The following is a 26,171-nucleotide window of genomic DNA, read 5'->3' as shown; positions in this document are numbered from 1 at the left end:
TTCCTCCTGTCGGGTTTCTGTCGGTGGCCGCCGCTAGCATCGCGGCATGCATAGCCGTACCAATGTGCTGATATGACGGATCTGACGGCCGACGAGGCGCGGCGGCTGATCCTGCGCGCCCAGGGCCTGCTCGGCGCGGACGCCCGCCGAGGTGGCGTGCACGGCATGCTCCGCAGGCTCGGCGCGATCCAGCTCGACACGATCTCGGTCCTGGCCCGCTCCCACGAGCTCGTCGCCTACGCGCGCCTGGGCGCGGTGGGCAGGCCCAAAGTCGAGCGGGCCTACTGGCACAATCCCGCCCAGAGCTTCGAATACTGGTGCCACGCCGCCTGCATCCTGCCGATCGAGCACTGGCCCCTCTACTCCTTCAGGCGGCGCGCCTACCGCGATCGCCGCTACCGCTGGCACGAGGTGCCCGACCACGTGGAGAAGCTGCTGGATCAGGTACGCGCCTCGGGCCCGCTCACCACCTCCGACGTCGGCGGCGCCAAGAACGGCGGCCCCTGGTGGGACTGGTCCGACTCGAAGATCGGCCTGGAATGGCTGCTGGACATCGGCGAGCTCGTCTGTAGCCGCCGCGTCGGCTGGCGCCGGGTCTATGACCTCTCCGAGCGCGTGGTCCCCGCCGAACTCCAGGCCGAGGACCTCTCCGACGAGGAGTGCATCGTACGGCTGGCGGCCATCGCCGGTGCCTCGCTGGGCGTGGCGACCCGGGGCGACCTGATCGACTTCCTGCGCCTCAAGGGGAGATTCGCCGCCATCCTCGACGAGACGCTGCTCAGCGGGGCCACGGGGCTGGTGCCCGTACGCGTGACCGGCTGGCCCTCGACCAGGGGGCAGACCAACGCGTGGGCCGATCCGGCGGCCCTGGAGTCGGCGCCGCGCGGGCGGCACCGGACGACGCTGGTGTCGCCGTTCGACTCGCTCATCTGGCATCGCGGCCGGACCGAGCGGGTCTTCGGCTTCAACTACCAGCTCGAGCTCTATGTGCCCAAGCACAAGCGGGTGCACGGCTACTTCACGATGCCGGTGCTGGCCGGCGGCCGGCTGATCGGCCGAGTGGACCCGGCCCGCGACGGCACCACGCTGGTGGCCAGACAGCTCAGCCTGGAACCGGGTCTCACCGGCGCCAAGTGGGCCGACGCCCTGAGCGACGCGCTGTGGTCGGCCGCCGAGTGGGTGGGCTGCGACACCGTACGAGTCGAACGCGCCGACCCCACCCTCATCGCCCACCTGGAGGCGGACCCCAGATAGCGCCTCGGACCAAACCCCAGGGAGGACCCCCAGCCAGACCTCGGGCCCCAGGGAGGACCAGACCTCGGGTCGGACACCAGATGGGCCCCAGTCGGACCGGGGATCGGACCTCGGACACAGCTCGGGTCGGACACCAGGTGGGCCCCGGTCGGACCGGGGTCAGACCTCGGCCGGGCTGGGGGTCAGGCCTCGGCCGGGCTGGGGGTCGGACCTCGGATATCACCACCTGGAGGCGAAGGGCGCACTGGCCGCCACCTCATTGCCTACTGGGCAACGGGTGCCGACAAAGCCTCATCGCCTACTTGCGGCCGATGCCGACGAACCACCGCCACGCCCGCCGAGCGGGCGGGTACGTGGTCGACAGTTGCCGGGGCATGCCGCCTGACGCGCCACGATCACCGCAGGCGCAGACGGACGGCTGCCGCTGCATCCGTCGAGGACGCAGGCCATCAGAAGCCACGGTGCCCACCGCAGGGACAGACGGTCAGCAACGCTACGCTCACCGCGGGCGTAGATGGTCGCCACCCGGCACGCCCACCGAGGGGGCAGGGGTCACCACCCAGCACGCCCACCGAGGGGGCGGGCGATTCTCAGCCGCCGCGCCCGCCCGAGGGCGATGTCAGGTGATCTCCAGCATGCGCTCGCGTACCGCGTAGACCACAGCCTCCATGCGTGAGTGGAGCTGCAGCTTGTCGAGGATGTTGCGGACGTGGTTCTTGACCGTGTTCTCGGAGATGAAGAGCTGCTTGGCGATCTCGCGGTTGTTCATCCCCTTGGCCACCAGGCGCAGCACCTCCATCTCCCGCTCGGTCAGCCGCGGCACAGGGAGCTGGGGTGGGCGTTCGCTCTCCTTCTTGCTCATGTTCGCGAACTCGTTGATGAGTTTGGCGGCCATGGCCGGATTGATGAGCGACTGGCCTTCATGAACTCCGCGCACGGCGGCGGGGACGTCGTTGATCTGCACGTCCTTGAGCAGATAGCCGGTCGCTCCCGCCTTGATGGCCTCGAAGAGGTCTTCTTCCTCGTCGCTGACCGTCAGCATGATGATGCGGGTGCTCGGCACCGAGGCCTTGATGCCCTTCGCCGCCTCGATGCCATCGCGCCGCGGCATGCGTACGTCCATGAGCACCACGTCGGGCATGAGGCGGTCGGCCAGTTCGACCGCTTCATGCCCGTCGCTCGCCTCACCGACCACCTCGATGTCTGGCTCGGCGGCCAGCGCCAGAGCCAGGCTCCGCCTGATCAGCTCGTGATCGTCCACGATCAGGACGCGGATCGGCTCGCCTCCTGACGGGCGCGCCTCGCCGGACTCCGTCACCAGGCCTCCTCGATCAGCCTGGAGACCGCCATCTCCGCGCTTCGCTCGCTCATGACCTGACTGAGCTCGCTCACGTCTCCTCCTCGTCGGGGGGCCAGAGCCGTTGGACCGCCAATGATGGCATGTCTCACGCGGTCCTAGGGTGGTCGAGAAGATCTTTTAGCGCTGCGTCACGGCTCTACGAGCCGAAGTACGCCATAGTTGTAGCCGCGCCGGTTGTAAACGACACACGGCTGGCCACTCTCCTTGTCACGGAACAGATAGAAGTCGTGGCCGACCAGCTCCATCTCGAGGAGAGCCTGGTCGATGGTCATGGGTTCCGCTTTGTGGTGCTTCTCTCGTACGATGAGCGGCCCGTCGCCGTCCATCTCGATGGGGACGATGTCGTCATACTGCTTGTCGTCGGGGAGCTCTTCTTCTTCGTCGAACTCCGGTACGACCTCGGCCTTGCGCGGTGGCGCCAGGTCGGCGGCTTCGGGCAGCGTCGCGGTGATCTCCGCGACGGAGGGCGGGGCGTGGTTGCCGTGGTGCACCTTGCGCCGGTCGGACAGGCGCCTGAGGCGGCCTTCCAGTTTGTCCAGCGCCATGTCCAGGGCGGCGAATCGATCGTCGGCGGAAGCCTCCGCGCGAATGGCGGGTCCTCGAGAGTGAATGGTCAGCTCGACGCGCTCTCGCTGACTGGCGATGCGCGGATTGCGCTCCTTCGACACCTCCACATCAACTCGAATGAGCTTGTTGTCCAGACGCTCGATCCTGGCCAGCTTGGTCTCCACCTGGTCTCGGAACCGATCACTCACTCCTGTGTGCCGGCCCTTGACGATGATGTCCATGCAACAGCCCCCCTTCGTCTAACGACTGAGAAAGAGCGCCCGACGACGTGCTTGCCGGGCGGGGTCTTCCGTCTGCCTCTCTGCTGTCACCGTTACCCTCTTCCGACGTTCCGTCACCGGGTTCTCGGGTGGCACCCGCCCGGCCGACCTGGTCTTCGACCCCACATCCGCCTGCTGAGGATTTCGCGGCTCTGATGCCACTACTGCCCTTCTCTCCTGACGGGGGACATCTGGACCCCCGGGAAGGCAGGACTTACCCCTAAGCCGCACCGTGATCGGTCGACAAAGAGTCGCCTTACGTGGACCGTTTTGCCTGCGGCTGGCATCGGCTAGCAGAGCCGGGACTCCCGGCCCTGCGCAACCACGGACCCGAACGGGTGCCATGTCAGAACGCTATCCGCATCGGAGACGAATGTCAGCCTAGGGATCGGTCAAACGATCACTTTCTGTGATTTTCCTCCGATGTGACTCACGTGACGGATGCCGCTTTTTGCGTATGCCGGGCCACATATCCCCTCCCTTACGGAGGTCTGAGCTGCCCCACCGCTGCCCAGCGGGTAGGCACATGTGGCGTCCAGGTGAGAGCGGAAAAATGATCTCCCTTTACTCAGTGTGACCGTAATGGATTGCAAGATCTTCGGCGTGTCGCGGCCACGGTCACCGCCAGTAGGACGTCGACGCCGTGCACCCGGAGTGTCCTGGCGGCTTCGGCCAGTGTGGAGCCCGTGGTCACAATGTCGTCCACGAGCAGCACAGAGGCCGCTGGGCGGGCCTGCGCGGCGGGGGTGACCCGAAGTGAGGCGGCGAGGTTGGCGGCCCGCTGCGTGGCGCTCAGGCCCGCCTGGTCGCCAACCTGACGCGCCTGTCCGAGCGCGGGCCACAGCTCCGCCCGGTGACCGAACGCCGCCAGTTGCCGCACGGCCAACGCCGCCAGCCTGCCGACCGGGTCGTGGCCCCTCGCCCGGAGAGCTCGACGGGCGCTGGGCACGGGGACGACCGCCACGGCCACAGGTGTGGCGGGCCGGTCCGCCACAGCGTGGCCGGCGGTGTATGCCAGGGCGTGGCAGGCGGTGAAGGCCAGGGCCGTCGCCAGGGGACGGGCCAGCGTGGTCTGGCCGCGCTCCTTGTAGGCGACGATCGCCTCGCGCACGGCCCCCGTGTAGTCGGCGGCCGACCAGCACTCGGGGAGACCGTGGGGAGCGGGTCTCGGCATGCGGCGGGCCGGGACGGGGTCCAGACAGGTCTCGCACAGACGCGGGCCCCTGGTGCCGCAGCCCAGACAGCACTGCGGAAGGGCCAGGTCAGCGAGGTCGGCGAGAGCGGCGAACACGAGGACCAGCATGCCCGCCGACCCCGACAGTTTCGGCCCGGGAATGCCCCCACACGAGTGGCGGATCGCCGTCCGGTCAGCCCAGGGGGAACAGCGGGGTGTCGGCGTCTGCGGCGATCTTGGAGGTCCAGTTCTGCTTGTCCAGGTTGGACTCCAGGATCTCGTTCTTCTTCTCGGTCCCCGCCAGGATCCGCTCACCCTGCGCGGCCAGCGCCCGCAGCCGCGTGTCCGACGGCAGCTTGGTGATCGTGCCGTCGCCCACGTTGATCTCCTTGACCACCGGCCCGGCCTTGCTCTGCGACAGCACCACCAGGTGCTCGCCGTCGCGCCAGGCCAGGTCCCGGATCTTCTCGTCGTCGACCGTACTCAATGTCTGGAAATTTCCGAGCATGACGGCGGCGCCGCTTCCTGTGATGGCGCCGACCCGGATCTCGTGCTGGCCGATCGTCACCGCCACCCGCACGCCGTCCCTGGCGATCCGCAGCCGCGTGACGTCGAACCCGTCGAGGCTGGGCGCGGCAATCCGTTCGGGCCCGCGCCCGGCGCCCGGATTGCATCGCAGCACGGCGCCGTTCCGGCGGTCGTACGTCCATAGGGTGCCATCCCGATGCCAGGAAGGCGCCGTGAGATCCGCGCTGGCGCCCTGGATCCACTGCTGCCAGCGGCCGTCCGCCGCGGCCGTGGTCACCCAGATGCCGCCCGCGCTCGACTTGGCGGCGATGAGATCGGCGCCCTGGCCGACGGAGAAACCGCCGACCGCCACGGCGAAGGCCGAGTACTGGTTGTTCGCCTGACCGGCGGGTCCGGCCACGGGCCGGCCGGGGCCTTCGGTGGCCATCGCGTAGACGGCGCCCTTGCTGGTGTAGTAGGCGGCGTTCGAGGAGGTGCCCAGCCAGGGGTCGCTGATGTTGGGCGGGATGGTCAGGGGCTCCGAGGAGTAGAACGGCTCGCCGTCCAGTTGCACCTCGATGTACCGGCCGTTGGCCACGTTGTTGCTGGTCAGGCTCCATCTGAGCTGGGCCTGGAGTCCCCTGGTGAAGATGTCGCCCGAGTCGATGGGACCGCTGAGGTTGATCACCACGCGGTCGTCTCCGGCGCGTACGGACTCGACCCGCGTGCCGTGCGGGAAGACGTTCTCCACGGCGCCCTGCAGCGCCTTGCTCGGGCCCTTGAGCAGCCGTTCGATGATCGTCTTGGCGAAGCTCTCGGTGGGCTTGAGCCTCAGCCGGACCCGGTCGACGACGAGCATGTCCGAGTTGGCGCCGCCGCTGCCGGGCGTGCCGTTCAGGTAGTAGAGGTTCGTCGGCCGGTACGCGCGGGTGACGTCCGCCTCGGTGAGCAGGAGGCCGCCGACCAGCGACTTGACCCGATAGTCGCCCTGCTGGTCCTTGACCAGCGTGAACTTCCTGTCGACCCCCACGGAGGTGGGCACGTAGGTGTCGTCGTTCTCGATGCGGGCGACCTGGGTGCCGGACAGGGAGACGGTGATCTCCTTGTCGCCGATCTTCCCCTCCACGTCGTACTTCACCAGGTTGTCGAGGACCGTGACCGGACCGCCGGGCTTCCACGCCTGCCGCGCCTCGGGGGTCAGATACTTCGCCAGGATCTCCGGATCGTCGGCGTAGGCGGCCATGGCGGCCTGCAGGCCCGTCACCACCTGCTCCGGCGACCAGCCGGCCTGCGGCGGGATGGCGACCATGCGCTGGAACGGCTTGTTCATCGGGTCGCCGCCATCGGCCTCGCCGACCGGGAACGGGCCGCCCACGGGGATCACCGCGCAGGCCGAGCTCCAGAGGAGAGCCGCGACGACGGCTACAGCAACGCCGAGCCGCCTGAAAGGACTAGTCCTCGTCATAACCGGCCCCGTCCGCCGAGGCGGGCAGCAGCACCGGCGTCATCTGCCCGCGCCACGTACGCCGCATCTCGATCTCCGGTGGCACCAGCGACAGCGGCGACCCCTTCAGGTCGGTCCCGGCCACGCGAGGCAGGGTCAGCCGGAACTGCGAGCCCTCCCCCTGCTGCCCCCACGCCTGCAGCCAGCCGCCGTGCAGCGAGGCGTCCTCGCGCGAGATGGCCAAGCCCAGCCCGGTGCCGCCGATGGTCCGCGCCCGTGACGGGTCGGCGCGCCAGAACCGGTCGAACACCATGGTGTCCTCGCCCGCCTTCAGGCCGATCCCGTGGTCTCGTACGGCGACCGCCACCGCGTCCCGGTCGGCGCCCACCGTCACCACGACGTCCCTGCCCTCGCCGTGCTCGATGGCGTTGAACAGCAGGTTGCGCAGGATGCGCTCGACCCGCCGGTTGTCGATCTCCGCCATGCACGGCTCGTTGGGCAGCCGCAGCTCGAAGCGGGTGGTGTGGCGCTCGGCCAGCGCCTCGGAGTCGCCGATCGCGCGCAGCACCACGTCACGTACGTCGACCGGGTCGAGGTCGAGCGTGGCGGCGCCCGCGTCGTAGCGGCTGATCTCCAGCAGGTCGGCCAGCATCGACTCGAACCGCTCCAGCTGGGCCTGCATGAGCTCGGCCGAGCGGGCGGCCATCGGGTCGAAGTCCTCGCGGGCGTCGTAGAGCAGGTCGGCGGCCATCCGCACGGTGGTCAGCGGGGTACGCAGCTCGTGGGAGACGTCGGACACGAACTGCCGCTGGACCTGGGACAGCTCCTCCAGCTGGTGGATCTTCAGCGCCAGGTTGACGGCCATCTCGTTGAACGAGGTGGCCAGGCGGGCCAGGTCGTCCTCACCGCGTACCTTGAGCCGCTCGTCGAGCTTGCCCGCTGCCAGGCGCTCGGCCGCCTCGCGGGCCAGCCGGACCGGGCTGACCACCTGCCGGGCGACCAGGTAGGCGATGGCGGCCAGCAGCACCACCAGGCCCAGGCCCACCACGGCGATGGCGAGCCGGACGTTGGACAGCATCCGCTCTTCCTCGCTGATCGGGAAGAAGTGGTAGACCTCGTAGATCTCGCCGTTGAGGAGGCTGACCACGCCGGCGATGACCAGCGTGGGCGTGGGCTGACTCGCCCCGGTAAACGTGATCGGCGCGGTGAAGCGGTACGGCTTGTCGAAGTCGAACTTCCGCTCGTCGCGCCGCAGGGCCTGCTGCAGTGCCAGCGGCACGTCCTCGGGTGTGACGTTGCCCGAGGCGCGCGATCTGCCGGGGTTGGTGGTGTTGAGCACCAGCACCTCGTAGCGCTTCTTGGAACCGTTCTCGCCGGAGCCGGTGATGGTGTCCATCACCTCGTCGAGCGGGTCGGCGGGCGCGTTGCCGCTGGTGTCGGAGGTCGACTTGGCCTGGTCGTCGGGCTTCTGGCTGAGCGCGTCGGCGATCTGCACGCGGTCGGCGAACGCCTCGGTGGCCGAGGACTGCTGGCGGCTCTCGATGACCGACCGGTTGATCTGGTCGGACAGGAAGACGCCGAGCACGACCACCACGGTCACGGAGATCACCAGCGTGCTGGTGACCACCTGGAGCTGAAGCGAGCGTCGCCATACGCTCCGTGCCCTGCCCGCCGCACGCCGGGTCCGCCGCCGGACCCCGCCGAGAATCTGGCGGAGAGTACGGCGACGGAGTCGTTTCTGGCTGGTCGGGGGCATGGCAGAGTTGGGCGCCGGTCAGGCCGGCCCGGCTTTGTAGCCCACACCACGGACCGTGACCACGATCTCGGGGTGCTCGGGGTCTTTCTCGATCTTCGCCCGGAGCCGCTGAACGTGCACGTTGACCAGGCGCGTGTCGGCCGCGTGCCGGTAGCCCCAGACCTGCTCCAGCAGGACCTCACGGGTGAAGACCTGGCGCGGCTTGCGGGCCAGCGCGACGAGCAGGTCGAACTCGAGCGGCGTCAGGTTGATGGTCTCCTCGCCGCGCTTGACCGAGTGACCGGCCACGTCGATGGTGATGTCGCCGATCTGCAGGATCTCCGGAGTTGGCTCGTCGGTACGGCGCAGCCGCGCCCGCACCCTGGCCACGAGCTCCTTCGGCTTGAACGGCTTGACGATGTAGTCGTCGGCCCCCGACTCCAGACCGAGCACGACGTCGATCGTGTCGCTCTTGGCGGTGAGCATGACGATGGGCACCCCCGACTCCGCCCTGATCCTGCGCGCCACGTCGATGCCGTCGGCCCCCGGCAGCATCAGGTCGAGCAACACCAGGTCCGGGCGCGTGTCCCGGAAAGCGTCGAGGGCTTTGTCGCCGTCTGAGACAAAGGATGGCTCGAAGCCTTCGCCGCGCAACACGATGCCCAGCATCTCGGCGAGAGCGGCGTCGTCATCGACGACCAGCACGCGACCTTTCATGGCCCCTCATTCGTTCTACGCATTCTGGGACATACCCGCACGATCGCTGAAGGTTACCCTTAGTTGGCCCATGCGTGGGACATGAGACCCGCAAAAGACGAGTTTTAGACTTGCATCCGCGACCGCAATCTCAGTCTGCGGTAACGGAACGACTTTCGGCCATCCTTCGATGAGATCCTTGAGCCGGAACGCCCTGGAATGCGGGCAAGTTGCGCCGGCGAATCGTACGCACGACACCAATGCCCCGCCCACCATGCCAGGATTGGGATATGTCAGACGGTCACGGTCCCTCGCCCGAGACGCCACCAGGCTGGGCTCCAGAACAGCCCCCTCCCTACGGCGCCCCGCAGACCTCGCCGTGGACCGCCCCCGGCTTCGAGCACCAACAGCCGCAGCAGCCGCCACCCGGTTCTGGTCCGCAACCGCCCTATCAGCAGCCGCCGCCCGGCTACGGCTACATGCCGCATCCGCCCGCACTGCGCCCGGGGATCATACCGCTACGGCCGCTGGGGCTGGGCGACATCCTCGACGGAACGATCAAACTGATCCGGTCCAACCCCAAGGCCGTGCTGGGCCTCTCGGCGGTCGCCGCGCTGCTCGGGGCCGTCCCGATCGCGATCGGGCAGGTGTTCGCCTTCGACACCATGCGCGGCGTGCTTAACGATCCGTCCTCGGCGGAGCAGGCGGACGTGAGCGGCCTGTACGGCGGGTTCATCGCCCAGTACGGCGGCGCGATCGTCTCCTACGCGGTCAGCTTCGTCGTGGTGACCCTCCTGACCGGCGTGCTGATGCGGATACTCGGCCGCGCCGTGTTCGGCGGCAAGATCTCCGCCGGAGAGGCGTGGCAGCTGACCAAGGGCCGCGTCCCGGCGCTGTTCGGCGTGGTGGGGCTGATGGCCGTCATCATGCTGGTCCCGCTGGTCGTCATCGCGCTGATCATCGTCGCGGTCATCGCGACCGGCACGGGCGACGACTCGCCCGCCGCGGCCGGCGGCGTGCTCGTGATCACCGGGCTGCTGCTCATCCTGTACATCGCCTACGTGCTGTACTTCCGGACCCGCTTCGCGCTCGCGGCCCCGGCCGTGGTGCTGGAGGGAAGGGGCCCCGTCGACGCCCTGCGGCGCTCCTGGAACCTCGTGACCGGCGACTTCTGGCGGGTGCTCGGCATCCTGCTGCTCACCTCGCTGCTGGTCGGGCTCGTCGCGGGCATCCTGGAGGTGCCCTTCACCATCGCCGGCACCCTCTTCGGCCTGCTCGGCGAGTCGGCGGGCGCCACCGTCCTGTCCACGGTGCTGATCACCATCGGCGGCACGCTCGGCGCGATGATCACCTATCCGTTCGAGGCGGGCGTCTCGGGTCTCCTCTACGCCGACCGGCGGATGCGCAGCGAGGCGTTCGACCTGGTGCTGCAGACGGCGGCGATCGAGCAGCAGCGTCAGGGCTGGGTGCACGCCTCAGCCGACGAGCTCTGGCACCCGTCCAACTCCGCCAGGCCGTGACGCCGATCGACAGGGGGGAGGCCGCGCGCAGGGCCGCGGATGAGCTCCTCAAGCCCGGATACGAGAAGGAATCACTGCTGGACCAGGCGTACCGGCGCTTCACCCAGTTCGTCGGCGATCTCATGGACGCGGCCACGGGGGGCGGCACGACCGGCGGCATCATCTCCGCCGTCGTGATCGTACTGATCATCGGCGGGGTCATCGCGCTGGTCGTATGGCAGCTCCGCAAGACCTCGCGGGCGAACGCGACGGCGGCGGACGGCCTGTTCGGCGAGCGGAGGATGACCGCCGCCGAGCACCGCCAGGCGGCCGAACGGCTGGCCACCCAGGGCCGATGGACCGAGGCGATCCAGGAACGGCTGCGCGCCATCGCCCGCGACCTGGAAGAGCGGGCCCTGGTCGACGGCCTGCCCGGACGCACGGCCGACGAACTGGCCGCCGAGGCGGGCCAGGCGCTGCCCGCCTTCGCCGCGGAACTGACGGCCGCCGCCCGCTCGTTCGACGACGTGACCTACGGCGACGTGCCGGGCACCCGGGAGGCGTACACCGCCATGAGCGAGCTCGACGAGCGGCTCCGCCAGGCCAGGCCGGTCCCACTGGCCGGGAGGACCCCATGAGCGCCAGGCCGGTCCCGTCGGTCGGGAGGACCCCATGAGCCTCGACATGCGCCCCCAGGAGACCGGCGAGTCCTACTCCACCGCCCCGACCGTGCGCTCGACCTGGCGGGCGAGCCGGATGATCGTCCTGCTCGGCGCGCTCATCGTGCTCGCCGCGGTCTTGAGCGTGCTGCTCAAACCGGACTCCCGCCCGGCCCGCCATCTGGACCCCGCCGACTCCTCGCTGTCGGGCTCGATGGCGCTGGCCGAGCTGCTGCGCGACCGCGGTGTCACCGTCGACCGGGTCGGCTCCTCAGGGGCGGCCGCCGCGAAGGCGAACGGCGCCGCGCCGGGCGACCGGCTGCTGCTGATCACTGACGCGACCTACGCCAACACCCGCGAGCTGGCCGCGATCCAGGGCGACCGGGTGATCGTCGGCAGCGTCTTCGACCTCGACGAGCTGGCCCCCGGCGTACGGCCGGAGCGGGGCGGCGCCCGCGAGCGCTCCCGCGAGCCGGAGTGCTCATTGCCCGCCGCCAAGGCCGCGGGCAGCGCGTTCATCGGCGGCAGCGCGTTCACCGGACCGTCGGGCACCATCGGCTGCTACCCGGCGGGCGACGGATCGACGCTGGTCAGCTACCCCAACGCGGGCGGCACCACGACGGTCCTGGGCAGTGGCGAGTTCATGACCAACCAGCGCCTGGCCGAGGACGGCAACGCCGCGCTCGCCCTCAACCTGCTGGGCTCGGCCAAGGCCGTGACCTGGCTGGTGGCGCCGGAGACGCCGCCGGTGGGCGAGCTGCCCGGCGAGGCCGGTCAGTCCATCTACGAACTGATGCCCGCGGGCATCCCCTGGGCCGTGCTGATGTCGGTCATCACGGTGGCGCTGGTGGCGTTCTGGCGGGGCCGGCGGCTGGGGCCGGTCGTGACCGAGCGGCTGCCCGTCGTGGTGCGGGCCGCGGAGACGGTCGAGGGGCGCGGGCGGCTCTACCGAGCAAGGCGGGCCAGGGGCAGGGCGGCCGACTCGCTCAGAGCGGGCACGATCGACCGGCTCACTCCCCGGCTCGGCCTCGGCTCCGGCTCGGGCCGGCATGAGCTGGTGACCGCCATCGCCGTACGGACCGGCCAGGACCCGCAGGAGGTCGGCGCCGCGTTGTACGGCCCGCCCCCCGCCGACGACGCCGGGCTCGTCGGCCTGGCACGCTACTTGGACGTCATCGAGAGGACCGTCAGTGAACATTGAGGAGACCGCCCACGTGCCCGGCGGTGACGCGGCCAGGGACGCGCTCAGCGCGCTGCGCGCCGAGGTGTCCAAGGCCGTGGTGGGCCAGGACGCCGTGGTGACCGGGTTGGTCATCGCGTTGCTGTGCAGGGGGCACGTGCTGCTCGAAGGCGTGCCGGGCGTGGCCAAGACGCTCATGGTCCGCACCTTGTCCGCCGCGCTGTCGCTGGACTTCAAGCGGGTGCAGTTCACGCCCGACCTGATGCCGGGCGACGTGACCGGCTCGCTGATCTACGACGCGAAGACGGCGCGGTTCGAGTTCCGAGAGGGGCCGGTGTTCACCAACCTGCTGCTGGCCGACGAGATCAACCGCACCCCGCCGAAGACCCAGGCCGCGCTGCTGGAGGCGATGGAGGAGCGGCAGGTCAGCGTGGAGGGCGACGCGCGCAAGCTGCCCGACCCGTTCGTGGTGTGCGCGACGCAGAACCCGATCGAGTACGAGGGCACCTACCAGCTGCCGGAGGCGCAGCTCGACCGGTTCCAGCTCAAGCTGACCGTGCCGCTGCCACCGCGCGACCAGGAGATCATGGTCCTCGAACGGCACGCGCGCGGCTTCGACCCGCGCGACCTGTCCGAGATCAAGCCCGTCGCCACCGCCCAGGACCTCGAAGCGGGCCGCGAGGCGGTCTCGAAGGTACACGTGGCGCCCGAGGTGCTCGGCTACATCGTGGACGTGTCCCGGGCCACCAGGAACTCTCCTTCGCTCCAGCTCGGCGTCTCGCCGCGTGGCGCGACCGCGCTCCTGGCCGCCTCGCGGGCCTGGGCGTGGCTGTCGGGCCGTGCCTACGTCACGCCCGACGACGTCAAGGCGCTGGCCAGGCCCGCGCTGCGGCACCGGATCCAGCTGCGGCCCGAGGCCGAGCTGGAGGGCGCGACCTCCGACGGCCTGCTCGACGGCATCCTGGCCTCGGTCCCGGTCCCGCGCTGATGGCTCTGACGGGACGCGCCGGGCTGGTGGCGGCGATCGGCATCGTGGTCGTGCTGCTGGCGCCCGATCCGGGACCCGCGGTCGCGGGCGTCTGCCTGCTGCTGGCCGCCGCGATCATCGTGGACCTGGTGTTCGCGGGCGCGGTCCGCCCGCTGCGCTTCCACCGCTCGGGCGACCGGCTGGTCCGGCTCGGCGGCCAGGCGACGGTCGAGCTGGTGGTGGAGAACCCAGGCGGCAGGCGCGTACGCGGTCTGCTGCGCGACGCCTGGCCGCCCTCCGCGGGCGCCTCACCGCGCTCCCAGCGGCTCGACGTGCCCGCCGGAGAGCGCCGCAAGCTCGTCGTGACGCTCACCCCGACCAGGCGCGGCGACCGCGAGTCCGTGGCGCTCACCGTGCGCTCGCTCGGGCCGCTCGGCCTGGCCGCCCGTCAGGGCACCCACCGGGCGCCGTGGTCGGTGCGCGTGCTGCCGCCGTTCCTGTCGCGCAAGCACCTGCCCTCCCGGCTGGCCAGGCTCCGCGAGCTCGACGGCCAGCACCCGGCCCTGGTACGCGGGCAGGGCACCGAGTTCGACTCGCTGCGCGAGTACGTGGTGGGCGACGACGTACGCTCCATCGACTGGCGGGCCACCGCGCGCCGCCACGACGTGGTCGTCCGCACCTGGCGTCCGGAACGCGACCGGCGGGTGCTGATCGTGCTCGACACCGGCCGCACCTCCGCGGGCCGAGTGGGCGACGCCCCGACGCCGATGGCCGGCGCCGCGGCGGGCGCCGGCGGGCTGCTGGTCCGGCCGGAGCCCCGGCCGGTGCCGGGCTGGCCTCGGCTCGACTGGTCGATGGACGCCGCCCTGCTGCTCGCCGCGCTGGCCGCCAAGGCGGGCGACCAGGTGGACTTCCTCGCCTACGACCGGGCCGTACGCGCCTGGGTGGCCGGCGCCTCCCGCACCGAGCTGCTGTCGTCGCTGGTCAACGCGATGGCACCGATCGAGGCGGAGCTGATCGAGGCCGACTCGCAGGGCATGGTCGCGGCGGTCCTGTCCCGGGCCAAGCGGCGCTGCCTGGTCGTGCTGCTCACCGACCTCAACTCGGCCGCGCTCGAAGAGGGGCTGATGCCGGTGCTGCCGCAGCTGTCCGCGCGCCACCTGGTGCTGGTCGCGGGCGTCTCCGATCCGCGCGTGGCGGCGATGGCGGCCCAGAAGGACACGGCCGAGCAGGTGTACGACGCGGCGGCGGCCGAGCACACGCAGCTGGGGCGGCGGCGCATCACCGCCCGGCTGCGCCGCCACGGCGTCGAGGTAGTGGACGCGCCCCCGGAGGACATCGCCCCGGCCCTGGCGGACGCGTACCTGGCGCTGAAGGCCGCCGGCCGCCTGTAAACAACGTCAGGCGCTGGGTGCGACGTCCGGGGCGCGTTCGAGGTCGCCGGTCTCGTTCTGGCGCAGCGCCCGTCTGCCGAAGACGATCACGTACGCGAGAAAGGCCCCTTCGGCGAGCACCCCGATGCCCACCCGCACCGGGGTCGGCAGCCCGGACGGCGTGACGAACGCCTCGATGAGCCCCGACACGAACAGCACCCCGACCAGCCCGAGCGCCACGCTGACCACCGCCCGGCCCTGCTCGGCCAGCGCCTCGACCCGCTTGCGCGGCCCGGGGTCGATGACCGTCCAGCCCAGCCGCATGCCGACGGCCGCCGCCAGGAAGACCGCGGTCAGCTCCAGCAGGCCGTGCGGGGTGATCAGCCCGAAGAAGATGTCCAGCTTGCCACGGGAGGCCATCAGCCCGGCGGAGACGCCGAGGTTGGCGGCGTTCGACCAGAGCAGCACCGGAATCGGCAGGCCCAGGAGGATCGCGTAGATGATGACCTGCGCCGAGACCCACGCGTTGTTGATCCACACGTGTCCGGCGAAGGAGGCGGCCGGGTTCTCCGAGTAGTAGTCGGCGAAGTCGTGCTCGACGAGCTGCGTGATCTCATCGGGCGAGGCGATCGAGGTCTGCACCTGGGGATTGCTCGCCACCCACGCGCCGAGCACCCACGAGACGGCGATGAACGCCAGCGACGTGGCCAGCCACCACCACCGGGCCCGGTAGGCCACCACCGGGAACGACACGGTGACGAACCTGACGAACTCCCGCCAGGCGGGCGTGTGCGCGCCGGTCACCGCCGACCGCGCCCTGGCCACCAGCGCGGACAGGCGGCCGGTCAGCATCGCGTCCGCGGAGGACGAACGGACGATCGACAGATGCGTGGACACCCGCTGGTAGAGGTCGACCAGCTCGTCGACCTCGGGACCGGTCAGGGAGGAGCGGTGTTTGACCAAGTGCTCCAATCTGTCCCATACCGGGCGGTGTACGGTGACGAACGCATCGATGTCCACCCGACCATTGTGGCCGGTCATCCATCGAGTCAATGCCGTTAGGCTCCACGTATGTCAGAGGTTGTGACCGGTGACGCCGTCGTCGTCGAGGTACGGGTGGCCCAGATGCCGTCCCGCGCCTTGGCGCTCATCATCGACATGGCGGTCCAGATGACCGTCCTGATCGCCACGTACGTTGCCTTGCAAGCGTTCTTCCTGGTCACCGACACGGCGCTGTTCGCGGCCGTGTCGATCGTGCTGCTCGTGCTGGTGATCGTGGGCTACCCGGTCATCTTCGAGACGGTGAGCAGGGGGCGGAGCCTCGGCAAGCTGGCGCTCGGGCTGCGGGTGGTCAGCGACGACGGGAGCCCCGAACGGTTCCGGCAGGCGCTGTTCCGCGGGCTGGCCGGGCTGGTGGAGTTCTGGATGTTCTCCGGGGCGCCGGCGTTGATCTCCTCGCTGGTCTCCCAGCGGGGCAAGCGGCTGGGCGACATCTTCGCGGGCACGATCGTGATCTCGGAGCGCGGGCCGCGATCCGACGGGCACCTGATCATGATGCCGCCGCCGCTGGCCGCCTGGGCCGCGACGCTGGAGCTCTCCCAACTGCCAGAGGAGGTCGCGACGGCCGCCCGGCAGTACGTCTCCCGCTGGCACGACCTGTCGCCGCAGATCCAGCACGAGGTGGGGATGCGCATCGCGGCTCAGGTGGCGGCGTTCGTCTCACCTGCCGCGCCGTCCGGGGTGCCGCCGCACGCCTACCTGAGCGCCGTCCTGGCCGAACGTCGCAGGCGCGACCAGGTACGGCTGGCTCAGCGCAACGGCATGGCTCCCCCGGTGCAACCTGGACTTTTCCCCCAACCGGGGCCCTTCGCGCAACCAGGGGCGTACCAGGCGCCGCCTCCGCCGGGATACCCAGCGCCCTATCCGCCGACGACGCCGCCCGCCCAGCAGTACCAGCCTCAGACCGCCCAGCCGTACCAGGCCGGACAGCCTTACCAGCCGCAGCCCGCACAGCCTTACCAGCCGCAGGCGCCGAGTGCGCCGGAGTCGCCGCAGGCGACTCCGGGTGGGTTCGTGCCGCCCCAGTAACCGGGCGGGTCAGTAGGCGTACTGGGTCTGGGTGTTGAGGCTCTTCAGCCGCTTCGTGGCGGCCGGGTCGGTCCGCTGGTCGGTGATGGTCAGCACGTCCAGGCCCTTCTGGATGTCGCTGCTGTAGATGTGGCCGTTGTAGTAGTAGGCCGACCAGGAACCGCCGAGGTTCTGGGGCTTGAGCGGGCCGCGGTCGAAGTAGCCGATCTCCGCGGGTGCCGAGGAGTCGGTGAAGTCCCAGATCGACACGCCGCCCTGGTACCACGCCTGGACCATGATGTCGCGGCCCGCGACCGGGATCAGCGAGCCGTTGTGCGCCACGCAGTTCTCGTCCCCGGTCTGGTTGCGCGGGATCTTGTAGTAGCTCTTGAACCCGAGCTGGCCATCGGTGATGTCATAGACCGCGTCCGCGCCCCGCTGGGGACCGACCGTCGTGTTGCAGGCGGCCATGACACCCCCGCCCAGCTCGTCGGTGAAGACGACCTTGGTACCGGTGTTGTTGAACGTCGCCGAGTGCCAGAACGCGAAGTTCTCGTCGGTGACCCTGGCCGTGACCTTGGGGTGCTCCCTGTCGGAAATGTCCATGAGCACGCCGTCGCCCATGCAGGCGCCCGCGGCCAGGTCCTTGGCCGGGAACACGGTGATGTCGTGACAACCGGTGGTCGGGGCGAGCAGGTCCTCCTGCTTCTCGTTGCCGCCGTCAGGGAAGAGCACCGGGCGCGCGACGACCTTGGCGGAGGTGGGCTTGCCGAGCGGCACCTTGACGATCGAGATCCGGTCGTGCGGCGGCTTGCAGTCGGGGTAGGACTTGGCGGGCCCGTATGACGAGACGTACAGGTAGACGGCCGTGCTCTTCTTGCCCGGCCGCGTCTTGTCGGGCACGAGCGTGTGCGTGTGCGAGCCGCAGGCGGTCTCGATGGACTTGATGTACTTGGGCCGCTTCTTGTCGCTGATGTCGAAGATCCGGATGCCCTCCCACGCCGACTTCACGCTGGGCGTCTCGGCGTCGGCCTTGCAGGAGTCATTGGTCATCGACTCGTCCACCGACAGGAAGAGCAGGTCGCCCTGGACCGAGACGTCGTTCTGGGCGGCGGGGCAGCTGACGCGGCTGACGACCGCCGGCTTGGCCGGGTTCTTGATGTCGTAGATCGTGAAGCCGTGGTAATTGCCCTGGTAGGCGTAGTCACCCTGGAAGGCCAGGTCGGTGTCGTAGGCTTCGGAGTCCTTGAACGGCCCCTGTTTCGGGACGTTGGCGACGAGCTTGACGTTGGCGCTGGCCTTGACGTCGTCCGACGCCTGGGCCGGTAGCACCGGCAGCACCAGCAACGCCGCTCCCGCCACAATCAAGGCGCGGCCGAATCTGGACACCACGAAGGACCTCCTGGTTTGGGTTGGCACTAGCCGCATCACTATGACAGGAAAAATCAGTAACTAGGGGGCGTCGCGGCAATGATGAAGTCGGTGGGTTCGGTGCCCGTGTTCAGATAGCGGTGCGGCAGCGAGGAGTCGAAATAGCAGCTGTCGCCCGCCTCGAGTTCATGGGTGATGCCTGAGACCTCGACGACGAGCCGCCCCCGCAGCACCATCACGCACTCCTCCGACGGATGCGTCCACGGCTCGGCGGCCGACGAGCCACCGGGCAGCAGGTGCCCCTCCAGGACCTCAAGCAGGCCGCGACCCGGCGACACGCGCGTGTAGGTGATCCCGTCGGCCGGCGACTTGACCCGCACCCGGGCCTCGGCGCGGATCACCGCCACGAGGGCCGGATCCGACTCCTGGAACAGGCTGAACAGCGGCAGCCCCAACGCCTTGGCGATCTTCCGCAGGGTCTCCAGGCTGGGGTCGTCCCGATTGCGCTCGACCTGGCTGAGCAACGCGCTCGGCACCCCCGAGGCAGTCGCGAGCTGCGCCACGGTGAGATTACGTTCGGACCGGAGCTCGCGAATTCTGGTGCCAATCATCCGGCGATCCTATCGATGTAGCGTGATTGAAGGTTTATTGAATTCAAGGAAAAGCGGCTGATAGGCGGCCCGGAATGTTACATATGTTGAACGCTGCCCAATTCCGGGCGGAGTTTCCGTCGCTGGCCGACACCGTGCATCTGGCGACTTGCAGCCAGGGCGCCCTGTCCTCCCGGCTGGCGTACTCGCTGCAGGAGATCGGCTACTCGCTGCGGGACAAGGGCGCTCCCTGGGACGTGTGGATGGCCGAGGTCGAGTGGGCCCGCGAGCGGTTCGCCCGGCTCATCGGGGCCTCCCCCGGCGAGATCGCGGTGCTCTCGTGCGCTTCGGAGGCCGCCTTCCAGGTCGCCTCGTCGCTCGACTGGTCGAGCCGCTCCGGCATCGTGACCAACGACCTGGAGTTCCCGTCGATCGCGCACGTCTGGCTGGCCCAGGGCGGACGCGGCGCCCAGGTGCGGGTGGCCGCGGACACGGGCGAGTACGTCGAGGCCGGAGCGTACGCGCGGGTGGTGGACGAACGCGTCAACCTGGTGTCGGTCCCGCTGATCACTTACCGCAACGGCGCCCGCCTGCCCGCCGAGGACGTCGTACGGCTGGCGCACGAGCAGGGGGCGCGAGTGTTCGTGGACGCCTACCAGGCCACCGGGGTCACCCCGATCGACGTGCGCGCGCTCGGCTGCGACTATCTGACCTCGGGCTCACTGAAGTACCTGCTCGGCCTGCCCGGCATCGCGTTCCTCTACGTGCGCGACGGCCTGGAGCATCAGCGCGACCCGGAGCTGACGGGCTGGTTCGGCCGGGTGAACCCGTTCGCGTTCGACACCCGGCTGCTGGACTTCCCCGGGGACGCGCGGCGCTTCGAGACCGGCACGCCGCCCGTGCCGTCGGCCTACGCGGCCAACGCCGGGTTCGACCTCATCGAGCGGGTGGACCCGCGGGCCGTACGGGATCATGTGTCGGCGCTCGTCGAGGAGCTGGCCGAGCGGCTGGCGGCGGCGGGCGAGCGGGTGGCGAGCCCGGCCGGCGCGCGCGGGCCGCAGGTGGCGATAGCGGACGACGACCCCCAGGGGCTGGCCGCCCGGCTGGCCGAGCGGCGCATCGTGACCGCGCCACGCGGCGACCTGCTGCGCATGTCGTTCCACTACTACAACGACCGGTCCGACGTGGCGGCCGTCGCGGACGCCATCAGCCTCTGCCGCAAGTCCTGAGACGTCTGCCGGACGTCCTGAGACGTTTGCCGGACGTCCTGAGACGTTTGCCGGACGTCCTGAGGCCCGCACCGGACGTCCTGAGGCCCCGCCGGTACAACGGAGGTCTCAGGACTTACGCCGGTACGGCGGAGCCGGATGGGCTCCGCCGTACCGGGTGGCCGGATCAGTGCCAGGTGGCCGGATTTAGTGCCAGATGGCGGGATCAGTGCCAGGTGGTGGGGTCAGTCGTCGTAACCCCAGCCCCACTCGCGGTAGGACTGCTGGGTCTGGACGTTCAGCTGGTCGGCGCGCACCCGTGCGGCGCCGTCGGTGAGCCGGTCATTGATCTTGATGACGTCCAGGCCCTCGTTGAAGTCGGCGGCGTAGATGTAGCCGTTGTAGTAGTACGCCGACCACACGCCACCACCGCTGTTGTCGGCGCGGGGGCCGCGCTCGAAGTAGCCGATCTCCTTCGGCGCGGCCGAGTTGGTGAAGTCCCAGATCGAGACGCCGCCCATGTACCACGCCTGGACCATGATGTCCTTGCCCTTGACCGGGATCAGCGAGCCGTTGTGCGCGACGCAGTTCTCGCTGTCGGCCTGGTAGCGCGGGATCTTGAAGTAGCTCTTGAAGACGAGCCGGCCGTGCGAGATGTCATAGATCGCGTCGGCGCCGCGGTTCGGCCCGGTCGCTTCGTTGCAGGTGGCCGCGCCGCCACCGCCGAGCTCGTCGGTGAAGACGACCTTCTTGGCGTCGTTGCTGAACGTCGCCGAGTGCCAGAAGGCGAAGTTCGGATCGGTGGTCCTGGCCGTGACCTTCGGGTTCAGCCGGTCGGAGATGTCGAACAGCACGCCGTCACCCATGCAGGCGCCCGCCGCGATGTCCTTCTCCGCGTACACGGTGATGTCGTGGCAACCGCTCGTCGGGATGAGCAGCCCCGGCTGGGTCTCGTTGCCGCCGTCGGGGAAGACGACCGGGGTGGCCGCGACGGCCGCCGCGGTCGGGTCCTTCAGCGGCACCTTGACGATCGAGATCTTGTCGTGCGGCGGCAGGCAGTCGGGGAAGGTCGCGTTCGGGTTGTACGACTGCACGTAGATGTAGACGTTCTTCTTCTTGTCCCAGCCCTTGCCCGGCACCAGCGTCAGCGTGTGCGAGCCGCAGTTCGTCTCGACGGACTTGATGTACTTGGGCGCGGTCTTGTCGCTGATGTCGAAGATCCGGATGCCCTCCCAGGCCTCCTTGTGATCCGCCGACAGGGCCGTGCTGTTGCAGGAGTCGTCGCTGCGCGAGGAGTCGACGGCGGTGAAAAGCAGATTGCCGTAGACGGTGACATCCATCTGGCTTCCAGGACACACGACCGAACTGACCGGCGTGGCCTTCTTCGGGTTCCGGATGTCGTAGATGGAGAAGCCGCCGTAGTTGCCCACGTAGGCGTAGTCACCCTGGAAGGCGATGTCGGTGTTGATGGTGGCGGCGATCGGCGCCGGCTTGGGGATGTTCAGCACGTGGGTCACGTTCGGGCTGGTCACCACGGTGTCGGCCGGCGGGATGTCGGCGGCCAAGGCGGGCAGCGCCGTCAGTCCTAACGCGACGGCGGCTCCGGCCGCGACCAGGGTCCTGCGAAGGGTCAGCACCCTCGGGCTCCTTCCGGGTCATAAGGCACACATAAATGACAAAATTCTGACCCGGACTGTCAGCTCTCGCCTAGCAAGCACTGTGTCAAGAAATTTGCTGACTTGCCCTATTTCCTTGGAGTCGAAGAGGCGTCTATAGTGCGACGTCGCGACTCCCCGCGGTCAAGGAGGTCAGGTGCGCAACGCACTAACCGTCGGCACCTGCGCCATCCTGCTCGTCACCGGCTGCTCGGGGGGCACCTCCGCGGCCCCGCCCGCCCCGACCGCCGACGCGACGGCGCCCGTCATCGCTCCCGGACGACCCGGCGAGGAGGCCAGGACGCTGAGCCCGAGCGAGGCCGCCACCGCCGTACCACCCCAGAAGGCCAACGCGGCCGACGTCCGCTACATGCAGAACATGATCATCCACCACCGCCAGGCCCTCGACATGGCCCTGCTGGCCCCCTCGCGATCGGCGAACGACGGAGTGAAGCGCCTGGCGTCGCGGATCAACCAGGTGCAGGGCCCGGAGATCGCCATGATGACGGACTGGCTGAAGGCTCAGGGCCAGCAGGTGCCCGAGCACCACGCCGCCCATGACGGCATGCCGGGCATGGCCACGCCGGAGCAGATGGAGAGCCTCAAGGCCGCCAAGGGCCCGGCGTTCGACCAGCTGTTCGTCCAGCTGATGACCGCCCACCACCAGGGCGCGATCACCATGTCGACCGAGGTCATCACCCAGGGCTCACACCTGCGCGTCCAGGAGATCGCCGAGGACATCTCGGTCAGCCAGGCGGCGGAAATCCGGCGGATGGGCCAACTGCTCTAGCAGCCGCCCCCAGGAATGTGCCCTGGCAGCCAGGAATGTTGGCCTAGGAACCGACCCGCCAGGAATGCAGATATTCCTCCTGCTCGCCGGTGAGCGTGTCGATCCCGATCCCGGCGGCGGCCAGCTTGAGCCTGGCCACCTCGTGGTCGATCTCCTCGGGTACGTCGTAGACGCCCGGCATCAGCCGCGCCCGCTCCTCGGCCAGCCAGGCGACGGCCAGCGCCTGCGCCGAGAACGACATGTCCATCACGGCCGCCGGATGCCCCTCGGCCGCGGTCAGATTGACCAGCCGCCCTTCGGCCAGCAACAGCAGCCGCCGCCCGTCCGCCAGCACGTACTCGTCGGTGTTGGGCCGCACCCCGCGGTGGACCTCCTCGGCCAGCTCGTCCAGGGCCCGCACGTCGATCTCGATGTCGAAATGCCCGGCATTGGCGAGAATGGCGCCGTCCTTCATGACGGCCAGATGCTCACCCCGGATGACGTCCCGGTTCCCGGTGACGGTGATGAACAGATCCCCGGCCACGGCGGCCTCCGCCATGGGCCGCACCTCATACCCCTGAAGGGTGGCGTCCAGCGCCTTGACGGCGTCGATCTCGGTGACGAGCACCCGCGCCCCCAGCCCCTTGGCCCGTTCGGCGACCCCCCGGCCGCAGTAGCCGAACCCGGCCACCACGACGGTCCGCCCGGCCAGCATCATGTTGGTGGCCCGCATGATCCCGTCGAGCGTGGACTGCCCGGTCCCGTAGCGGTTGTCGAACATCCGCTTGGTCCGGGTGTCATTCACGGCCACGACCGGAAACCGCAACGCGCTCTCGGCGGCCATCTGCCGCAACCGGATGATCCCGGTGGTGGTCTCCTCACAACCTCCGGAGACCCCGTCCAGGAGATCGGTCCGCTCGGTGTGCAGGATGTTGACCAGATCACACCCGTCGTCCAGCACAAGGTCAGGCCCCAGATCGAGCGCCTGATGAATATGCCGGTAGTAGGTGGCCCGATCCACCCCGGCCCGCGCGTGAACGGCGATCCCGTACCCACGCAACGCCTGGGCGACGTCATCCTGCGTGGACAGGGGGTTGGAGGCGGCAAGAGCGATCTCAGCCCCGCCGGCCTTCAACGCCCCCATAAGCACCGCGGTCTCGGCGGTGACGTGCAGGCAGGCGGCGATCTTCAAGCCGTCGAGCGGCCGGGACACAGCGAACCGCGACCCCACAGCGGTCAACACAGGCATGGACCGAGCGGCCCAATTGATATGCCGCTCTCCGCTCTCCGAAAGATCCACCGCTCCACCCCACACTTCCCCGAAGAAGACGGTCAAGAAGACGCACGTAACGGCGCCCCGCCCCGCATCACCGGAGGAGCGTTCCCCTGGACAGACGCCAACCCCGTGCGGGGTTGGCGCTCACCGTGCTCTGCCGTAAAGAAAGAAATCAGCACCGACAGTGGCCGGGCTTAAAAGAAATCAGTAACGATAGTGGTCGGGCTTGTACGGGCCCTCGACCGGGACGCCGATGTACTCGGCCTGGACCTTGGTCAGCTCGGTGAGCTTCACGCCCAGCGCGTCCAGGTGCAGGCGGGCGACCTTCTCGTCCAGGTGCTTGGGCAGCACGTAGACGCCGATCGGGTATTCGTCCGTCTTCGCGAACAGCTCGATCTGCGCGATCACCTGGTTGGTGAACGAGTTGGACATGACGAAGCTCGGGTGCCCGGTGGCGCAGCCCAGGTTCATCAGCCGGCCCTCGGCCAGGACGATGATCGAGTGGCCGTCGGCGAACACCCACTCGTCCACCTGCGGCTTGATGTTGCGCTTCTCGACGCCGGGCAGCTTGGCCAGGCCGGCCATGTCGATCTCGTTGTCGAAGTGACCGATGTTGGAGACGATCGCCTGGTGCTTCATCTTCGCCATGTGCGCGGCGGTGATGATGTCGAAGTTGCCGGTCGTGGTGATGAAGATGTCGGCCTGGCTGACGACCTCGTCCAGCGTGGTGACCTGGAAGCCGTCCATGGCCGCCTGGAGCGCGCAGATCGGGTCGATCTCGGTCACGATGACGCGGGCGCCCTGGCCGCGCAGCGCGTCGGCGCAGCCCTTGCCCACGTCGCCGTAGCCGCAGACCACGGCCACCTTGCCGCCGATCAGCACGTCGGTGGCGCGGTTGAGGCCGTCGATCACCGAGTGGCGGCAGCCGTACTTGTTGTCGAACTTGGACTTGGTCACCGAGTCGTTGACGTTGATGGCCGGGAACAGCAGCGAGCCGGTCTTGTGCATCTCGTAGAGGCGGTGCACGCCGGTCGTGGTCTCCTCGGTCACGCCCTTGATGCTCTCGGCGATCGCGGTCCACCGCTTGTCGTCGCCGACCGTGCGCTGGAGCAGGTCGATGATGACGTGCCACTCCTCCGGGTCGTCGTCCGTGGCGGACGGGACGGCCCCGGCCTTCTCATACTCGGCGCCCTTGTGGACGAGGAGCGTGGCGTCGCCGCCGTCGTCGAGGATCATGTTGGGGGTCACGCCGCCGGGCCAGGTGAGCGCCTGCTCGGTGCACCACCAGTACTCCTCCAGCGTCTCGCCCTTCCAGGCGAAGACCGGGACGCCCTTGGGGTCCTCGACGGTGCCTGTGGGGCCGACGACGACCGCGGCGGCGGCGTGGTCCTGGGTGGAGAAGATGTTGCAGCTGACCCAGCGGACCTCGGCGCCGAGCGCGACCAGCGTCTCGATGAGGACGGCGGTCTGGATCGTCATGTGCAGGGAGCCCATGATCCGCGCGCCGGACAGGGGTCGCGTACTTGCGTACTCACGGCGGATCGCCATGAGGCCGGGCATCTCATGCTCGGCGAGCCGGATCTCCTTGCGGCCGAAGTCGGCAAGTGAAAGGTCAGCGACCTTGAAGTCCATCGGGTTTTCCCCTCGCATCACGGAGTTGTCGCGATGAGTTTAGGTGCCGTCCGAGCAAGGTCGCATCTCTACCACCCGAAAGCTGACGTAAGAATGTAAGGATGCGCATCACTGAAGCGGCCAGGCGGCTCGGCATGTCCCCGCGAATGCTCCGATACCGGGAGGCTCTTGGCCTTCTGCCGCCGGTCCGGGAGCAGGGTGCGCATCGGAGGTTCGGCGCGGACGAGCTCGCGGCGGTGGCTCAGGGGATCGAGCTGGAGAAGCGCTTCGACATCTCGCCCGCCGAGTTGGCGTTCGCGTTGCGGGTGCTCAGCGAGCCCGCCGTGGCGGGTGCCGTACGCGATCTCGGGGTGCGAATCGGGCGCATCCAGGCGCCGCGCCGCGCCCTGGACTTCGAGCAGGAGAAGGCGTTGCGCCTCCTGCGAACCTCCGCTCCCGGCCACGCGTCCAAACGGTCATGATGGAACTGCTGATGGCCACCGTGCTCGCCCTCTCCCCGGCGCAGCTGACCGGCGAGGTCAAGGTCTACTTCTCCAAGGGAGACGGCATTCCCGGCAAGGTGGTCGCGGTGACCAGGAAGGCGCCCGATCGCGGCGTCGCCAAGTTCGCGATCGAGCAACTGATCGCGGGCCCGACCAAGGCGGAGCGCGGGAGGGGCCTGCGCTCCGAGCTGACCGGACGGCTCCGCGGACCGTCCGACTGCGGCGCCGACTTCAAGCTGAAGATCAAGGACGGCAAGGCCACGCTGCGCTTCTGCCGGACGGTGTGGGGCAGCGGGGTGGGCGGCGACGCGCGCGCCCTGCACACGATCGCCGCCACGTTGAAGCAGTTCAAGTCGGTCAAGAAAGTGATCACGCTGGACAAGGACGGCCGCTGCCTGTTCGACCAGTCGGACGCGGGCACGTCCTGCATAACCGGCCACGAGTAG

The 26,171-nt window shown here is 69.3% G+C and carries 23 protein-coding genes; 11 read left to right on the top strand and 12 right to left on the bottom strand.

The annotated features are described in order from the left end of the window. Positions 1-72 precede the first annotated feature (72 nt). Entirely contained in the window at positions 73-1,254 is a 1,182-nt protein-coding gene (locus AB0J16_RS42705) for a crosslink repair DNA glycosylase YcaQ family protein (RefSeq protein WP_358550858.1), read from the top strand. Between the two features lie 619 nt (positions 1,255-1,873). Here AB0J16_RS42705 and AB0J16_RS42700 read toward each other — a convergent pair. The 6 genes from AB0J16_RS42700 to mtrA all read right to left on the bottom strand — a co-directional run bounded on the left by AB0J16_RS42700 (position 1,874) and on the right by mtrA (position 9,018). Further along, positions 1,874-2,572, bottom strand: coding sequence for a response regulator transcription factor (locus AB0J16_RS42700; RefSeq protein ID WP_357647853.1), 699 nt, complete (start codon positions 2,570-2,572; stop codon positions 1,874-1,876). 170 nt (positions 2,573-2,742) lie between these two features. Continuing rightward, the gene (gene raiA, locus AB0J16_RS42695; protein WP_357949102.1) at positions 2,743-3,402 is read right to left on the bottom strand and encodes a ribosome-associated translation inhibitor RaiA; all 660 of its coding nucleotides are present in this window, start codon (positions 3,400-3,402) and stop codon (positions 2,743-2,745) included. Positions 3,403-4,009: 607 nt separating this feature from the next. Then, complete coding sequence (locus AB0J16_RS42690; protein ID WP_358550856.1) at positions 4,010-4,744, bottom strand: phosphoribosyltransferase family protein; 735 nt, start codon at positions 4,742-4,744, stop codon at positions 4,010-4,012. 64 nt (positions 4,745-4,808) lie between these two features. Next, positions 4,809-6,587, bottom strand: coding sequence for an LpqB family beta-propeller domain-containing protein (locus tag AB0J16_RS42685; RefSeq protein ID WP_358550854.1), 1,779 nt, complete (start codon positions 6,585-6,587; stop codon positions 4,809-4,811). Beyond that, the gene (gene mtrB, locus AB0J16_RS42680) at positions 6,574-8,322 is read right to left on the bottom strand and encodes an MtrAB system histidine kinase MtrB (RefSeq protein ID WP_358550852.1); all 1,749 of its coding nucleotides are present in this window, start codon (positions 8,320-8,322) and stop codon (positions 6,574-6,576) included. The genes AB0J16_RS42685 and mtrB overlap by 14 nt, the downstream gene beginning before the upstream one ends. A gap of 18 nt (positions 8,323-8,340) precedes the next feature. Next, on the bottom strand, positions 8,341-9,018 hold the full coding sequence (gene mtrA, locus AB0J16_RS42675; protein ID WP_043620615.1) for an MtrAB system response regulator MtrA: 678 nt from the start codon (positions 9,016-9,018) through the stop codon (positions 8,341-8,343). 269 nt (positions 9,019-9,287) lie between these two features. Here mtrA and AB0J16_RS42670 point away from each other — a divergent pair, with 269 nt between their 5' ends. From AB0J16_RS42670 to AB0J16_RS42650, 5 genes are read left to right on the top strand one after another with little or no spacing between them, the layout of a single operon-like run. Further along, a complete protein-coding gene (locus AB0J16_RS42670; RefSeq protein ID WP_358550850.1) occupies positions 9,288-10,517 on the top strand; it encodes a glycerophosphoryl diester phosphodiesterase membrane domain-containing protein in 1,230 nt (409 codons plus the stop codon). Continuing rightward, the gene (locus AB0J16_RS42665) at positions 10,514-11,134 is read left to right on the top strand and encodes a DUF4129 domain-containing protein (RefSeq protein WP_357949088.1); all 621 of its coding nucleotides are present in this window, start codon (positions 10,514-10,516) and stop codon (positions 11,132-11,134) included. The genes AB0J16_RS42670 and AB0J16_RS42665 overlap by 4 nt, the downstream gene beginning before the upstream one ends. Before the next feature lie 34 nt (positions 11,135-11,168). Then, positions 11,169-12,356, top strand: a complete 1,188-nt coding sequence (locus tag AB0J16_RS42660; protein WP_358550848.1) for a DUF4350 domain-containing protein — start codon at positions 11,169-11,171, stop codon at positions 12,354-12,356. Then, the gene (locus AB0J16_RS42655; RefSeq protein WP_357949082.1) at positions 12,346-13,323 is read left to right on the top strand and encodes a MoxR family ATPase; all 978 of its coding nucleotides are present in this window, start codon (positions 12,346-12,348) and stop codon (positions 13,321-13,323) included. Before AB0J16_RS42660 ends, AB0J16_RS42655 begins: the two co-directional genes overlap by 11 nt. Then, positions 13,323-14,696 carry a DUF58 domain-containing protein gene (locus AB0J16_RS42650; protein ID WP_358550846.1) on the top strand — a complete coding sequence of 458 codons (1,374 nt, stop codon included), beginning with the start codon at positions 13,323-13,325 and terminating at the stop codon, positions 14,694-14,696. The genes AB0J16_RS42655 and AB0J16_RS42650 overlap by 1 nt, the downstream gene beginning before the upstream one ends. 6 nt (positions 14,697-14,702) lie before the next feature. On the opposite strand, the gene AB0J16_RS42645 is transcribed toward AB0J16_RS42650, so the two are convergent. Further along, complete coding sequence (locus AB0J16_RS42645; RefSeq protein ID WP_358550844.1) at positions 14,703-15,695, bottom strand: stage II sporulation protein M; 993 nt, start codon at positions 15,693-15,695, stop codon at positions 14,703-14,705. A gap of 51 nt (positions 15,696-15,746) precedes the next feature. Here AB0J16_RS42645 and AB0J16_RS42640 point away from each other — a divergent pair, with 51 nt between their 5' ends. Continuing rightward, positions 15,747-16,763 carry an RDD family protein gene (locus AB0J16_RS42640; RefSeq protein ID WP_358550842.1) on the top strand — a complete coding sequence of 339 codons (1,017 nt, stop codon included), beginning with the start codon at positions 15,747-15,749 and terminating at the stop codon, positions 16,761-16,763. Positions 16,764-16,772: 9 nt separating this feature from the next. Here the strand turns inward: AB0J16_RS42640 and AB0J16_RS42635 are convergent, their stop codons facing one another. Further along, complete coding sequence (locus AB0J16_RS42635; protein WP_358550840.1) at positions 16,773-18,134, bottom strand: hypothetical protein; 1,362 nt, start codon at positions 18,132-18,134, stop codon at positions 16,773-16,775. A gap of 53 nt (positions 18,135-18,187) precedes the next feature. Next, on the bottom strand, positions 18,188-18,724 hold the full coding sequence (locus AB0J16_RS42630) for an XRE family transcriptional regulator (protein ID WP_358550838.1): 537 nt from the start codon (positions 18,722-18,724) through the stop codon (positions 18,188-18,190). 83 nt (positions 18,725-18,807) lie between these two features. On the opposite strand from AB0J16_RS42630, the gene AB0J16_RS42625 reads away from it, so the two are divergent. Beyond that, positions 18,808-19,932, top strand: a complete 1,125-nt coding sequence (locus AB0J16_RS42625) for an aminotransferase class V-fold PLP-dependent enzyme (protein WP_358550836.1) — start codon at positions 18,808-18,810, stop codon at positions 19,930-19,932. Positions 19,933-20,156: 224 nt separating this feature from the next. Here AB0J16_RS42625 and AB0J16_RS42620 read toward each other — a convergent pair whose 3' ends face one another. Next, a complete protein-coding gene (locus AB0J16_RS42620) occupies positions 20,157-21,548 on the bottom strand; it encodes a hypothetical protein (protein ID WP_358550834.1) in 1,392 nt (463 codons plus the stop codon). 175 nt (positions 21,549-21,723) lie between these two features. Here AB0J16_RS42620 and AB0J16_RS42615 point away from each other — a divergent pair, with 175 nt between their 5' ends. Beyond that, positions 21,724-22,356 carry a DUF305 domain-containing protein gene (locus AB0J16_RS42615; RefSeq protein ID WP_358550832.1) on the top strand — a complete coding sequence of 211 codons (633 nt, stop codon included), beginning with the start codon at positions 21,724-21,726 and terminating at the stop codon, positions 22,354-22,356. 43 nt (positions 22,357-22,399) lie between these two features. Here the strand turns inward: AB0J16_RS42615 and AB0J16_RS42610 are convergent, their stop codons facing one another. Together AB0J16_RS42610 and ahcY are read right to left on the bottom strand one after the other, a co-directional pair. Next, complete coding sequence (locus AB0J16_RS42610; protein ID WP_358550830.1) at positions 22,400-23,635, bottom strand: adenosylhomocysteinase; 1,236 nt, start codon at positions 23,633-23,635, stop codon at positions 22,400-22,402. A 180-nt stretch (positions 23,636-23,815) separates the two neighbouring features. Beyond that, positions 23,816-25,243, bottom strand: a complete 1,428-nt coding sequence (gene ahcY, locus AB0J16_RS42605; protein WP_358550828.1) for an adenosylhomocysteinase — start codon at positions 25,241-25,243, stop codon at positions 23,816-23,818. A gap of 101 nt (positions 25,244-25,344) precedes the next feature. Here ahcY and AB0J16_RS42600 point away from each other — a divergent pair, with 101 nt between their 5' ends. Together AB0J16_RS42600 and AB0J16_RS42595 are read left to right on the top strand one after the other, a co-directional pair. Next, positions 25,345-25,704 (top strand): MerR family DNA-binding transcriptional regulator, encoded by a 360-nt coding sequence (locus AB0J16_RS42600; RefSeq protein ID WP_358550826.1) that lies wholly within the window; start codon positions 25,345-25,347, stop codon positions 25,702-25,704. Continuing rightward, positions 25,701-26,171: a GerMN domain-containing protein gene (locus tag AB0J16_RS42595; protein ID WP_358550824.1), complete on the top strand. Its 471-nt coding sequence runs from the start codon at positions 25,701-25,703 to the stop codon at positions 26,169-26,171. Before AB0J16_RS42600 ends, AB0J16_RS42595 begins: the two co-directional genes overlap by 4 nt.

This window comes from Nonomuraea sp. NPDC049750 (assembly GCF_040659625.1).
In the GTDB taxonomy this organism is placed as follows: Bacteria; Actinomycetota; Actinomycetes; order Streptosporangiales; family Streptosporangiaceae; genus Nonomuraea.
The sequence above is the reverse complement of the archived record's forward strand: the minus strand, read 5'-3'. Positions and strand labels throughout refer to the sequence as shown.

Coding starts and splice junctions, on each gene's coding strand:
- AB0J16_RS42685 (WP_358550854.1), bottom strand. CDS start 6,587: ATGACGAGGACTAGTCCTTTCAGGCGGCTCGGCGTTGCTGTAGCCGTC.
- ahcY (WP_358550828.1), bottom strand. CDS start 25,243: ATGGACTTCAAGGTCGCTGACCTTTCACTTGCCGACTTCGGCCGCAAG.
- AB0J16_RS42705 (WP_358550858.1), top strand. CDS start 73: ATGACGGATCTGACGGCCGACGAGGCGCGGCGGCTGATCCTGCGCGCC.
- AB0J16_RS42625 (WP_358550836.1), top strand. CDS start 18,808: ATGTTGAACGCTGCCCAATTCCGGGCGGAGTTTCCGTCGCTGGCCGAC.
- raiA (WP_357949102.1), bottom strand. CDS start 3,402: ATGGACATCATCGTCAAGGGCCGGCACACAGGAGTGAGTGATCGGTTC.
- mtrA (WP_043620615.1), bottom strand. CDS start 9,018: ATGAAAGGTCGCGTGCTGGTCGTCGATGACGACGCCGCTCTCGCCGAG.
- mtrB (WP_358550852.1), bottom strand. CDS start 8,322: ATGCCCCCGACCAGCCAGAAACGACTCCGTCGCCGTACTCTCCGCCAG.
- AB0J16_RS42650 (WP_358550846.1), top strand. CDS start 13,323: ATGGCTCTGACGGGACGCGCCGGGCTGGTGGCGGCGATCGGCATCGTG.
- AB0J16_RS42595 (WP_358550824.1), top strand. CDS start 25,701: ATGATGGAACTGCTGATGGCCACCGTGCTCGCCCTCTCCCCGGCGCAG.
- AB0J16_RS42600 (WP_358550826.1), top strand. CDS start 25,345: ATGCGCATCACTGAAGCGGCCAGGCGGCTCGGCATGTCCCCGCGAATG.
- AB0J16_RS42630 (WP_358550838.1), bottom strand. CDS start 18,724: ATGATTGGCACCAGAATTCGCGAGCTCCGGTCCGAACGTAATCTCACC.
- AB0J16_RS42690 (WP_358550856.1), bottom strand. CDS start 4,744: ATGCTGGTCCTCGTGTTCGCCGCTCTCGCCGACCTCGCTGACCTGGCC.
- AB0J16_RS42660 (WP_358550848.1), top strand. CDS start 11,169: ATGAGCCTCGACATGCGCCCCCAGGAGACCGGCGAGTCCTACTCCACC.
- AB0J16_RS42670 (WP_358550850.1), top strand. CDS start 9,288: ATGTCAGACGGTCACGGTCCCTCGCCCGAGACGCCACCAGGCTGGGCT.
- AB0J16_RS42640 (WP_358550842.1), top strand. CDS start 15,747: ATGTCAGAGGTTGTGACCGGTGACGCCGTCGTCGTCGAGGTACGGGTG.